This window comes from Micromonospora sp. 15K316, from assembly GCF_004348525.1.
Classification (GTDB): domain Bacteria; phylum Actinomycetota; class Actinomycetes; order Mycobacteriales; family Micromonosporaceae; genus Micromonospora.
In genome coordinates, this window is record NZ_SMKG01000037.1 from 23,946 (window position 1) to 36,009 (window position 12,064).

A 12,064-nucleotide genomic window follows, 5' to 3' on the forward strand; every position below is an offset into this window, starting at 1 on the left:
CCGCACACCGTGGCCCCGGCCCCCGCCGGAGGAGCCTGATGCCCGGCGACGACGCTCTGATCCTCACCGCCGAGGAAGAGTCCATGCTGGCCGGAGAGTACGGCCCGGCCACCGCGATGTGCATGCGGCTGATCGTCGGAGTGGCACGCGCGACCGGTGCCGAACGGCTGGTGCCGATCGAGTCGGCGCACGCCGACGGCTGCCTGTACCACGGCATCGCGGGGCTGGAGTTCACCGAACGGCTGGTCTCCCTCGGCGCCCGAGTGCGGGTGCGTACGACGCTCAACGTCGGCTCGCTCGACCTGCTGCATCCCGGGCTGGTACGCGCCGACCCAGAGGTGGCCGAGAACGGCCGGCGCCTGATGGACGCGCACGTGGCCCTCGGCTGCGAGCCGATCTGGTCGTGCGCGCCGTACCAGTCCGGCCACCGCCCGGCAGCGGGCAGCCACGTGGCGTGGGCGGAGTCGAACGCCATCGCCTTCGTCAACTCGGTGCTCGGGGCGCGCACGGACCGGTACGGCGACTTCATCGACATCGCCGCCGGCGTTACCGGCCGCGTCCCCTACTCGGGCCTGCACCTGCAGCGCAACCGCACCGCCGCGCTGGTGCTCGACTTCTCCGCGGTCCCCACCGCGCTGCTCGACGACGACGTCGCCTGGCCCGCGATCGGGGCGCTGCTCGGGGACCTCGCCGGAACCCGGGTCGCGGCTCTCACCGGCCTACCGGGCGACCTGCACGACGGCGGGGTCACCGAGGACCGGCTCAAGGCGCTCGGCGCCACCGCCGCGTCGGCCGGCGGCGTCGCGCTGTTCCACGTCGTGGGGGTGACCCCGGAGGCGCCGACGCTGGACGCGGTGCTCGGGCGCGGCGCCACCACAGTGCCGGTGACGGCACACGACCTCCGGCGAGCGCGCGACCGGCTCAGCAGCGCCGCCACGACCTCACTCGACGCCGTCAGCCTCGGCACCCCGCACTTCTCGCTGTCCGAGTTCGCGGCGCTGGCGCGCGAGTTGCGCGACGGCCTGCCGTTCGCCTCGTCGGTCGACGTGTTCGTGTCGACCAGCCGGGCCGTGCTGGTCGAGGCGCAGGCACGCGGGTACGCCGACGCCGTGCGCGACGCGGGTGGCCGCATCCTCACCGACACCTGCACGTACGTGACGCCCGTGCTGCGCGACGGGATCCGCACCGTGATGACGAACTCCGGCAAGTGGGCCTGGTACGCGCCGGCCAACCTCGGGATCGACACCGTACTGGGGAGCCTGGCCGAGTGCGTCGCCTCGGCACGAGCCGGGAGGGTGGTACGCGATGAGCGGCTCTGGGGATGAGCCGGTGACCCTGTTCGGCCGCTCCCTCCACCCCGGCCAGGCGGACGGCCACGTCCTCGCGCTCGAGGAACCGCTCTCGTTCTGGGGCGGAGTCGACGCGCGCGGGGTGATCGTCGACGCCCACCATCCGCAACGCGGCGTCACGGTCGCCGGGCAGGTCCTCGCGATGCAGACCGGTCGCGGCTCCAGCTCCTCCACGGCGGTGCTCGCGGAGCTGATCCGGTCGGGGCACGCGCCGGCGGCCCTCATCCTGGCCGAGTGCGACGCGATCCTGGTGATCGGGGCCCTCGTCGCCGCCGAGATCTACGGCACGAGCCTGCCCATCGTGCAGCTCACCGACGACGACCTGGCACGACTGCGCACCGGCACCCCGGCCGCCGTCCTCGCCCACACCGCACCCCACCCGGCGACCGTGATTGCGAAGACCCGATGACCGCGCCCCTGCCGTACCTCGACGAGGCCGACGTCTTCGGCCTGGTGCCGTTCGCCGACGCCGTCGCCGCCCTGGCGAAGGCCCTCTCCGGCGGGCTCGACCCGCAGGCGTCGCTGCAGCGCTCCATCCACGACGTGGAGCACGGACAGCTGCTGCTGATGCCCGCCGAGACCGCCACCGCCGCGGGCGTGAAGCTGAGCACGGTGGCTCCCGGCAACTCCGGCCGGGGCCTCCCCCGCGTCCAAGCGCTGTACGTGCTCTACGACCGGGTCACGCTGACGCCGGTGGCGTTGCTGGACGGCACGGCCCTCACGACGTTACGGACCCCCGCGGTCTCCGCGGTCGCGGTGGACCACCTCGCCGCGCCCGGGGCGCGACACCTGGTCGTGCTCGGCTCCGGCCCACAGGCGTGGGGGCATGTGGAAGCGCTGCTAGCCGTTCGCCCGCTCAGCGACGTCACGGTGGTGGGCCGGGACCCTGACCGCGCGGCGGTCCTGGTGGCCAGGATCCGGGACAGCGGCCTGGACGCGCGCGTGGGCAACCACGACGACGTCGCCGATGCGGACGTCGTGGTCTGCGCCACCACCGCCCGCCAGCCGCTCTTCGACGGCCGCCGGCTGCGCCCGGGAACCTGTGCGGTCGCGGTGGGCTCCCACGAGCCGGACGCCCGTGAACTCGACGACGTGACGATCGGCGCCGCCGAACGGGTGGTCGTCGAGTCCCGCGGCGTCGCACTGCGCGAGGCGGGTGACATCATCCAAGCCGTACGCGCCGGCGTCGTCGCCGAGGACGATCTCATCGAACTACGCGATGCGGTACGTCTGGCGCCCACCACCGGTTCATCGGTCTTCAAGAGCGTCGGCATGGGCTGGCAGGACCTCGTGGTGGCCGATCTGGCGCACCAGCGCTGGACGGAGCGCGGCCCTGCCTGACGTGGTCATCGTCGGCCCGGGCATTCGGTGGTGCTGACCGGCGCTCCCCGCGTCGAGCGCGAGGAGCGCCGATCAGGCGGTCATCGCGTCCGGCGCGATCGCACGGCGACCGCCGCGCACACGAGGCCGATCACCAGCGAGGCCACGGACAGGCCCACTGCCCACCGGCTTCCCGCATCCGACTGCGTCGTGGACGCGCTCTCCACGGCCACCGCCGCCTGCCCGGCGGCCGCCGCCGGGGACGATGCCGGATCCGCCTCGGCCACGAGCCGGAGCACCGGCGCGGGCCGCTCCGGCTCGTCGGTACCGGAGGCCGGATCCTGGATCCAGCGCACGACCTCACCGTTGCTGTAGTGCTGCACCGTCTTGAACACCAGCTGGTCGGCCGCGGGCAGCGGGCCGGCGCTCACCGAGAACTCGTCGTACTCACCCGGTTTGATCGCCGACTGCGGATCCGCCGCGGTCCAGGTGATCGTGTCAATGACCTCGCTGATCTGCGCGCCGTGCGCCTCGACCGGGGTGGTCAGCTTCCTCTTCGTGATCTCGTACGACCAACCGGCGTGCGGCTTCACCGAGAGCGAGGCCAGTGGGGAGTCGGTCGGGAACTGCACCTCGACCTTGGTGGTGCTCGCGTCGTCGCTCTCGGTGGGAACCCGGAACGTCAGGGCGGCGTAACCGCCCTGGGTGGCCGTACCCGGGTTGACCGTCACGTGCGCGAACGCCGCCGCCGGTAAGACACCGACGAGGCAGGCCGCCACGCCTACGGTTACGAGGCCACGTACAACTCGGCGAAGCATGCGTATTCTCCAGCTCTCCATTTGTCGACAATCAGGACTAGCCGAGGCGGGCCAGCGTGGTCTTCATCAACGCCTTGACCTTCTCGTCGGAGTCGGCGCGCTTGCCCACGGCTTTGATCTGCGTGTAGCCGACGTAGACGATGGCGTTCGCCTTGCGCACCACGACGGTGACCAGATCGTCGTAGGTCTCCGTGTTCACCTCCGGCGGCGAGGTGTGTACGAGATGCTGCGAGAACCCTTTCCACCCGTTGATCTCGATCGGCCGGCTGCCGACCTTGTACTCACCGACCACGGTCGCCGGTCCGCCGAGCACGCTGAACGTCGCCGGGCACTTGTCGGCCTCGGCCACGACGGCGTTCATCGTGTCGTCCACGAGCGAGGAGCTCTGGAAGACCACCGCGCCCTGGGTGACGACCGGCAGCGACGACGGCCCCACGATCTGAGGCGCGACGATGGTCCGTCCGGTCGGGTTCCCACCCACCGGCTCGATCGCCGGTTCCACGGCGACCTCGACGTTCTCGGAACGTTGGACGTACGGGCAGGTCGGGATGCTGTTCGGGGGCGTGTAGATGACGTGCGAGGAGTGGCCCTCGTCCTCGATCTCGATCGCGCCCTCGCCCAGGTCACTGGGGCTGACCAGGCCGGAGCGGACCGAGTCCACGGTGTAGGGGGGTTTGGTCACGGGTGCCGGGCTCTCACTGGAGCAGCCCGCCAGGACGCCGAGGGCGAGCAAGCCGGCGGCGATCACGGCCGACCGGCTCCGGGACGCCTTTCGGTAAGCGCCTCGCATGTGTTACCTACCTTTCAACGTGCCGTGAACCGGACGCGCACGGGTGTCTCATCGAAGTCGGAGACTCGGATGTCCAGCCGCAGCACCCACTCCCCGGGGAAGGGGATGGACATCGAGTTCGCCACGTAGTGGCCGGGTTCGGCCGCGGTGACGGTGACCGGCAGTGCCGGGACGTCGCGGTCGGGTGATTCGAGCCGGCCGGAGATCTCGGGTACCGCGACCAGCGAGCCATCCGGGCCGGTGAGGTAGATGTCGGCCACGTTGCTGCCGGCCCGCGCCGGCTCGATCGTCACCTCGACCGAGGCGTCCCGCAGCCCGGCGGCCGAGTCGGCCACGGCGGCGGGAACGGGGACGGTGGTGTGCACCGGCGGCGCGTAGCTGGTGCGGGCCGGGGCGGTGTTGACGAGCACTGCCGTGATCGACACGACCGCGACCCCGAGCAGGATCTCTCCCACGACCGAACGGCGCAGCCGCCGCACCGCGGCGGCGGGGGCCGCATCGAGGCCGAGGGGTTCGCGGCCGCGCCGCCGCACGAACCGCCGCGCTCCGGCGGCGAGACCCACCACGGCGAGGACGACGACGAGCTTGCCGAGAAGCAGCCGACCGAAGTCGGTCGCGCCGAGCGCGGCCCACGTCCCCACCTGCCGCCAGGACAGATAGACCCCGGTCGCCGCGATCACCGCGAAGCAGACCTGCGCGAGCCGGGAGAATCTGGGCAGCGCGGGCGCCAGGGTGATGGCATGGCTGGTCTCCCGCCTCCCGGCCGGGATGAGGACGCAGGCCGCGAGCGTGATCAGGCCGCCCAGCCACAGGGCCATGGCGAGCAGGTGCAGGCTCGTCGCCGGCACGGCCAACCAGGTCTGCACGCCGGTCTGCGCGTGATCCGTCAGCGTCCAGGTCAGCGGCAGGGCGACGGCGCCGACCGCAGCGACCACGGGCAGGACGATCCGCCGGGTGGCGCCGGCCGCTCCGGCCGTCCCGGTGGTCGCCGTCCCGGTGGCCGCCTTCTCGGCGGTCGCGGTCGCGGTCGTCGCCGTCCCGGTGGCCGCCGCCGTCCCGATGGCCGCCGCCGTCCCGATGGCCGCCTTCTCGGTGGTCGCCGTCGCAATGGTCGCCGTCGCGGTCGTCGCCGTTCCGGTGGTCGCCGTCAGGGTCGCCGCCGCCGTCCCGGTGGTCGCCGTCGCGGTGGTGGCAGACCGTGACCGATGGCGTACGGCGAGCCCGAACGCCAGGCCGAGGGCGAGCACGATCAGCAGCCGCGCCAGCAGCGCGTGGCCCAACCGGGTGGAGAGTGTCGCGCCGAGCAGATCCGGGTCGAACACTCCGGCCAGCGACGTGCCGGCGGCGTACGGCCCCTGTACGAGCAGGACCACCACGGTGCCGGCGGCCAGCACGGCGAATCCTGACCACACGATGCGGCGGCCGCGGCGGTCGGTGCGGCCGGCGGGCCAGAGCACGGCCACGAACAGCGCGCCACCGAGGGCGAGGGCCATGCCGAGAAAGGCGAGGGCACGGCCGACCGTGTCGACGACGACGGCACGGTGGGCGTCCTGCTCCACCGGGGCGGCCGTCGCGCTCGGATGACCGATGCTGAACGTGAGCGCACCCGACACCACGTGCGAGTCCGCGGAGGTGACCCGCCAGGCCAGGACGTAGGTTCCCTCGGCCAGCTCCGTGGGCAGGCTGACCTGCGCCGTGTTGCCCTTCCCGTCCACGTGGCCGGGGGTGCCGATCGCCAACTTCTCCGCGTTCGTGTCGAGCAGCTGGATCGACCGTTCGTTGAAGCTGACCGCCTCGTTGAAACGGAGCCGGACCTCCGCCGGGGGCGAGGCCAGCACCTCACCCTCGACCGGCGAGGTCTCCACCAGGGAGGCGTGGGCGTACGCCGGCTGCGCGGGGGACACGAGGTTGGTGACCAGGCCAGCGGCCGCGAGGAGGAGGAGCACCGCCAGCCGGGTGACCAGCCGGGCCCAGCGATGCCCTGCGGGTTGAATCCTGTGCGTCATCCCAGCTAGTCCGTACGCAACTTGCTGGCCAGGGTGAACGTGCCGCCCCGGACCTGGGTGATGACGTAGTTGTCGTACGTCAGCGAGTGATCGGCGGCGAAGCGGAGCACCCCGGTGAAGGTGGTGAAGTCTTCGAGCCGCGGGAGGTTGTCGACGACCTTCGAGGGCGCCGTGTCCCCGGCCTGGCGCACCGCCTGCGCCAGCGCGCGGAGCGCGTCGTAGGCCTGCATGGCGTCACGGCCCGGGTCCCGGCGGTAACGGTCCTTGAAGCGCGCGGCCCAGTCCGCCGCCGTCGGGAGAAGCTTCGGGCCCGCGGCCGTGGTGAGGAATGCGTCCTCGGCCGCCCCGCCGGCCGCCTGTAGGAACTCGGGGCTGTCCGACGCGGAGGAGGCCATGAAATTGCCGGTGTAGCCGGCCTGGCGCAGCGCGCTCACCAGTCGTCCACCTGGTTCCACCGCCCCCGTCCAGTAGACGAAGTCCGCCTTGGCGGCGATGACGGTGCCGGCAAGCTTCGCGAGATCAGAACCGCCGGTGCTGCGCCTGCTCACCGGCAGGCCGTCGGCCTTGATCCGGTCGGTCACCAGCCCGGACAGCCGCTGCGCGGCCGGCGAACCGTCATCGAGCACCGCCACCTGCTGCGTGCTCCGGTAGCCCATCCAGTGCACCGCGGCCAGCGCCTCCTGATAGACCGTCGCCTCCATCGGGAACACCGACGACACCCCGGCTTCGATCAACCGGTCGGCGCGGGCGGAGGAGACCAGGAACGGCGTGCCGGCCGCGGCCACGGCCTTCGCCGCCGCCACCGCCGCCTCCTCACACAGCCCGCCGACCACCCCCACGACCTTCTTGGCGACCAGCCCCGTCGCCCCCTGCGCGCCGGTCGCCGGCGTGCAGCCGCCGTCCTCGACGACCACCTTCACCTGCCGCCCCAGCACCCCGCCCTGATCGTTGAGCTCAGCGGCAGCCAGCTGCGCCCCGTCGACGAGGTCCTGCCCACGCTCGGCCAGGTCGCCGGAGATCGGGGCCAGCACCCCGAACGTGATCTCGCCCCGCAGCTTCGGGGCGCCCCCGCCCTCGTCCGAGCCGGAGCACGCGCCGAGTAGGCCGCTTACCACCAGCGCGGCCGCGCCCAGCGCGACCGAGCGCACGGCACCTCTGCGTCGCACCGTTCTCCCTCCAGGTCCGTCACCATCGAAAGCCGGCCCGGGCGCAGCGGTCGCCGCGCTCGGGCCGGTGCTCTCGTTCAGACGGTTACTTGTCGCACGAGTTCCAACAGATCTTGTCGTCGGGCTTGCCGGCCAGCTTGCCGTCGAACCGCAGGACGTCGACGCCCCGGTTGTAGTCGGCGACGTAGACCAGCCCGTTGTGCCAGTAGACGGCCGACGCCGAACCCCCGGTCACGCCCTCCCCTGCCGGCACCCGGAAGTAGCCGACCTGGGTCGGATTCCTCGGGTCCGACACGTCGATGAAGCGGGTGCCCTGCCCGTACCACCCCTGCGCCACGATGTTGCCGTTCACCGTGAACCAGTGCGCGGAGCAGCTACCGGTGGTGGCCGAGCCCTCCTTGCCCCACGGCGACCAGTGGCTGATCAGGTCCAGCCGGAACGGATTCTCCGGCGTGGAACGCCACCCCTCGCCGCCGTAGCTGCCCTTCAACGAGGCGATCTTGAACTCGCCCGCCCGGGAGCAGGTCGTGATGTTCTCGTTGGTGATGTAGAGCAGCTCGCCCTTGTCGAAGCCGCGGACCTTCTCGGTGTTGTGGTACGCGTTGTGGTCGAAGAAGTCGAAGAACTCGGTGCCCTCCGGGTTGGTGGCCACGACGGTCCCGCCCGCGTACGGCACCGGGTCGTACGCCGTTGCGACGCGGTTGCGCTTCTGCACCGGGTCGTAATGCCTGCCCTGGGTCCAGTAGCCGCGTACCCCACCCTCGCCGGAGGCCCAGGCGATGCCGTTCTTGTCGACGTCGACGCTGTGCACGTAGTCGGTGACCCCGTCGTGCCGACCGAGATCGACCGCCTGGTCGAAGGTGTACGGGTGCTTGATGTCGTGGATGTCGGTCACCCGCACCGGCACACCCTTCCAGGAGGGGTCCTGGCCTGGTGTCCCCGTGTTGGCCGGACCGACCGACCAGAGGTACTTGCAGTCGTTGATGCAGGTGGCGGTGTGCCCGGCCGGAATCGGGTGGAAGGTGACGACTTCCGGCTTCCACGGATTCTTGACATCGACGATGTAGACGCCGGACTGACCGGTCGAGACGGTGCCACCGAAGCCACGCGGGTCCCGGGTGAGGAAGACCAGCTTGCGCTTCGGGTCGACGGTCATGTTCTCGCCTTCCCAGAACCTGTCCTGGGTGTCCCCCGGCAGGCGCAGCTCGGCCGCCGTGATCTTCGAGACCAGGGCCGGGTGCTTGGGGTTCTTCAGCGACCAGACGGCGAGACCGCCGGTGCCGTTGGCGAACATGAAGTCGTAGCCGTACTTCTTGTAGTTGATGAAGTTCAGCGCCGAGTAGCCGCTGACTCCCCTGACGTTGTCGATGAACGTGACGTTGCCTGCGACGGCGGTCGTCGGCTCATTGTGGACGTCGTCCAGGACCGCCCCACCGTGGGCGGAGTTGTCCGACGGGCTCGAACCTGGCCCGGCGGCGAATGCCGCGCCGGCTCCACCGAGCTGCACTGCCGCAGCCATCGCCAGAGCGACTGCGCCCGCGACGAGGGGCTTCGCTTTCACCACATCTCTCCCTTGGCAATACTCCCTTGGTGACTCTCAGCGCAGCTTGGACACCGCGCAGCCGAAGAGCGCACGGATCATGACACTAAGGACGGCACGAGCAAACCGTCATGGTGCAGTTGTCGAGGAAGGCGACCCTGCCACTACGTCAATCGTCGTGATCATGCAACGCCGCACGTCAGCCGAGCCGTCGCGGCTCCGCGCTACGCCCGCCAACCACGGCGTACGGTGACCGCCCGAGTACGCCGAGCACGCTCCCACGGCCGGCGCCGGCCGGCACGCGGGCGGTCGCCTACCGAAGGGAGGTGAGAGGGCTGCCGTGTTCAGGCGGCAGGTGAATCGCTGCACTAACCCGCATACTATTAGATGCAGGCCGCGTATATATTAGATGGGTGACCGAGTACCAGACGAACCGTGGGGTGGCGTACAGCCTCGGATACCACGTCGTGTGGTGCCCGAAGTACCGCCGCCCCGTACTCGTCGGCCCGGTCGCCGAACGACTCCGAGAACTGATCGAGCAGAAATCCGCCGAGCACGGATGGTCAACCGTGGCGCTGGAAGTCATGCCCGACCATGTGCACCTGTTCGTTCGCGCTGGCCCGGCGGCGTCACCGTCGTACATCGCGAACCAGTTCAAGGGCTTCACGTCGAGGGTTCTCCGCGAGGAGTTCCCTCACCTGCGCCGACGTCTGCCGACCCTGTGGTCCCGGTCGTACTTCGTGTGGTCCGTCGGTGACGTGTCCGCTGCTGCGATTCAGAAGTACCTCGAAACTCAGTGGGAACGTCCGTGGCGCAAAGAGGCGACATCGTGAAGGTCAACCACGGTTACGTCCGGCGGCTGTCCCTCACCCCTAGGCAGGTCGCAGCCCTCGACAGTCAGGGGCATGCTGCTCGCACCATGTGGAACCTGTTGCACGCATGGTGGACGTGGGGCGGAAAGAACCGCCGACCGTGCCTGAAGCAGGCCGACGAGGCGATCCGGCAAGCCCGCAAAGACATTCCATGGCTCGCTGACCTGCCGGCGCAGGCCGCGCAGCAGGTACTCAAGACGTACATGCGAGCGTGGAAAAACTGCTGGGAGGGTCGCGCGTCGGCCCCCGAGTTCAAGTCCCGGTTCCGGTCGAGGATGGCTGTCGACGTGCCCCAGGGCCGTGACCTCAGCGTGGTCCGATTGTCCCGCCACGTCGGGCAAGTCCGCGTACCAAAGGTCGGGCTGGTCAAGTTCCGCTGGTCCGGTCCCATCCCTGGAGTCGGCCGCGAGTCCGGACGTGTCACCGGTGCCCGACTCGTGAAGGACGCGCTTGGCTGGCACATCGTGTTCCGCACCGAAGTCGAAAAGCCCACCCCCGCGCAGCATCAGGGACCGGCTGTTGGTGTGGACCGAGGCGTCAACGTCGCCCTCGCGTTGTCGGACGGAAACGACCAGATCCATGAGGACTGGATCCGTCCGAAGGAAGCCGAACGGCTCCTCAGGCTGGAACGCAAGGTCGCACGACAAAAGCAGACACGTAAGCGTGGTGAGCCGTGCTCGAACCGGCTGCACCGCACGTACGACCAGATCGCCAAGGTGCGCGCGAAAGTCAAGCGCCGTCGGGGCGACTGGCAGCACAAGACCACTACGTCCATCGCGCAGCGATACGGGATCGTGGTGGTGGAAGACCTGCGGATCAACAACATGACCCGCAGCGCCAAGGGCACCGTTGATGCGCCCGGCGTGAACGTTCGGCAGAAGTCTGGGCTGAACCGTTCGATGTTGAACGAGGCGCACAGCCGGACTGCTGATCTGCTGGCGTACAAGCTGGTGGATCGAGGCGGTCAGTTGTTGAAGGTTCCCGCCGCGGGTACATCGCAGACGTGTTCGGCCTGCGGTCATCGTGACTCGGCGTCCCGCAGGGGTGTCGCTTTCGTTTGCACGTCGTGCGGGTGGACGGGTCACGCCGACAGCAACGCCGCCGTGAACATTTTGAACGCGGCAGGGCTTGCCGTGTATGGACGTGGAGCCGAGACCGTCGGGTCTGGCTGTGAAGCGTCAACCTCTCGGCGCGCAGCATGAGCGCCGCCGGGAATCTGCCTCCTTCAGGGGGCAGAGGAAGTCAAGTCAAGTGCCGGACAGCCGGTGGGAAGTCGGCATCGAGACCGACCTCGTGCACGCCGCGCAGAAGCCGACGCCAGCGCGGTCACCCGGGCCCCGCGGTGGTGTCCGGCAGCCGTTCGGCCGGATAGGCGTCCAGCATCGCCAGCGTCGCCACGGTCTCGCCGCGACGCCGCCCGGTCCGGCTGAGGACCTCTTCGAGCAGGTCACGGTCGTACCGGGCTGCCGACACACGGTCTCGACGGATGTCCTAAACGGGCGTGCGAAATCCCTGCATGTGTTCGGTGCCCCTCCGACGCGCGGACAAATACATTGATCAACGATGATCACAAAACCGGCGAGGAAGCTGGTGGCGGTCGCGGCCGCAGGGAGCCCGGCCGGTCGTAGACCAAGGGGGAGAGGACCGAAATTGGTGGCTACGTTACCTGGCATACGTCGAGTGTTCGGGGTCGGTGTCTTGGCCGCACTGGCGTTCACGTCGGTCGCGATGGTCGAGTCACCGTCGCCGGTCAGAGCTGAGCCCTCGCAGTGCAATGAGTTCCCGGAAGGCCAGGGAAGCGAGACGGTCGAGGGGTATTACCAGCCTGCGGAGATCGAGCGGGTGGTCCAGCAGCTTGAGCAGACGGGCCAGGGTGTGACCACCGACGTTATCGGGACGTCGAACCAGGGACGGCCGATCTACTCGGTCCGAGTGGGTTCCGGCGACAAGGTCGTCTTCCTGCAGGCCGGGATCCATGCGAACGAGCCGACGGGAACGATCGCACCCGTCAACGTGCTCAAGAGCTTGAGCGACAGCTCGCGTCGATCGCAGCAGATCAGGGAGGCAGTGACCAGTGAGCCTTTTCCAAGCTGATCTTGCGGCTCAGGGCCGGTGTGGCAGGCCCGGTGATCGATGGGTGCGAGGCTCCAGGTAGGACAGCTGTCGACCAAGACTCGAAGCCCCGACCGGGAGCCTCGCCATG

General features: G+C 69.9%; 12 protein-coding genes. 6 read left to right on the forward strand and 6 right to left on the reverse strand.

Features of this window, described 5'->3' with window-relative positions; genetic code table 11:
• The first annotated feature begins 38 nt into the window (after positions 1-38).
• From E1211_RS11065 to E1211_RS11075, 3 genes are read left to right on the forward strand one after another with little or no spacing between them, the layout of a single operon-like run.
• On the forward strand, positions 39-1,325 hold the full coding sequence (locus E1211_RS11065) for an aconitase X catalytic domain-containing protein (RefSeq protein WP_132348101.1): 1,287 nt from the start codon (positions 39-41) through the stop codon (positions 1,323-1,325).
• Between the two features lie 4 nt (positions 1,326-1,329).
• Positions 1,330-1,758, forward strand: coding sequence for an aconitase X swivel domain-containing protein (locus E1211_RS11070; protein ID WP_207915333.1), 429 nt, complete (start codon positions 1,330-1,332; stop codon positions 1,756-1,758).
• A complete protein-coding gene (locus E1211_RS11075; RefSeq protein ID WP_132348105.1) occupies positions 1,755-2,690 on the forward strand; it encodes an ornithine cyclodeaminase family protein in 936 nt (311 codons plus the stop codon). Before E1211_RS11070 ends, E1211_RS11075 begins: the two co-directional genes overlap by 4 nt.
• 80 nt (positions 2,691-2,770) lie before the next feature.
• On the opposite strand, the gene E1211_RS11080 is transcribed toward E1211_RS11075, so the two are convergent.
• The 5 genes from E1211_RS11080 to E1211_RS11100 form a co-directional block, all read right to left on the reverse strand.
• A complete protein-coding gene (locus E1211_RS11080; RefSeq protein ID WP_243709492.1) occupies positions 2,771-3,400 on the reverse strand; it encodes a YcnI family protein in 630 nt (209 codons plus the stop codon).
• 124 nt (positions 3,401-3,524) lie between these two features.
• Complete coding sequence (locus E1211_RS11085; RefSeq protein ID WP_132348109.1) at positions 3,525-4,169, reverse strand: hypothetical protein; 645 nt, start codon at positions 4,167-4,169, stop codon at positions 3,525-3,527.
• A gap of 122 nt (positions 4,170-4,291) precedes the next feature.
• Positions 4,292-6,283: a copper resistance protein CopC gene (locus E1211_RS11090; RefSeq protein ID WP_132348111.1), complete on the reverse strand. Its 1,992-nt coding sequence runs from the start codon at positions 6,281-6,283 to the stop codon at positions 4,292-4,294.
• A gap of 5 nt (positions 6,284-6,288) precedes the next feature.
• Complete coding sequence (locus tag E1211_RS11095; protein WP_165947227.1) at positions 6,289-7,449, reverse strand: branched-chain amino acid ABC transporter substrate-binding protein; 1,161 nt, start codon at positions 7,447-7,449, stop codon at positions 6,289-6,291.
• 85 nt (positions 7,450-7,534) lie between these two features.
• A complete protein-coding gene (locus tag E1211_RS11100) occupies positions 7,535-9,010 on the reverse strand; it encodes an LVIVD repeat-containing protein (RefSeq protein ID WP_132348115.1) in 1,476 nt (491 codons plus the stop codon).
• Between the two features lie 392 nt (positions 9,011-9,402).
• Between E1211_RS11100 and tnpA the strand changes: the two genes are divergently transcribed.
• Together tnpA and E1211_RS11110 are read left to right on the forward strand one after the other, a co-directional pair.
• Positions 9,403-9,822: an IS200/IS605 family transposase gene (gene tnpA, locus E1211_RS11105; protein WP_132348117.1), complete on the forward strand. Its 420-nt coding sequence runs from the start codon at positions 9,403-9,405 to the stop codon at positions 9,820-9,822.
• A complete protein-coding gene (locus E1211_RS11110; RefSeq protein WP_132348119.1) occupies positions 9,819-11,063 on the forward strand; it encodes an RNA-guided endonuclease TnpB family protein in 1,245 nt (414 codons plus the stop codon). The genes tnpA and E1211_RS11110 overlap by 4 nt, the downstream gene beginning before the upstream one ends.
• A 124-nt stretch (positions 11,064-11,187) precedes the next feature.
• Here E1211_RS11110 and E1211_RS32445 read toward each other — a convergent pair whose 3' ends face one another.
• Positions 11,188-11,334, reverse strand: coding sequence for a hypothetical protein (locus E1211_RS32445; protein WP_165947228.1), 147 nt, complete (start codon positions 11,332-11,334; stop codon positions 11,188-11,190).
• A gap of 207 nt (positions 11,335-11,541) precedes the next feature.
• On the opposite strand from E1211_RS32445, the gene E1211_RS11115 reads away from it, so the two are divergent.
• Complete coding sequence (locus E1211_RS11115; RefSeq protein ID WP_165947229.1) at positions 11,542-11,955, forward strand: M14 family zinc carboxypeptidase; 414 nt, start codon at positions 11,542-11,544, stop codon at positions 11,953-11,955.
• The last annotated feature ends 109 nt before the right edge of the window (positions 11,956-12,064 follow it).

Excerpts from the sequence above, each read along its gene's own strand:
- E1211_RS11090 (WP_132348111.1), bottom strand. The coding sequence starts at position 6,283 with ATGACGCACAGGATTCAACCCGCAGGGCATCGCTGGGCCCGGCTGGTC.
- E1211_RS11075 (WP_132348105.1), top strand. The coding sequence starts at position 1,755 with ATGACCGCGCCCCTGCCGTACCTCGACGAGGCCGACGTCTTCGGCCTG.
- E1211_RS11065 (WP_132348101.1), top strand. The coding sequence starts at position 39 with ATGCCCGGCGACGACGCTCTGATCCTCACCGCCGAGGAAGAGTCCATG.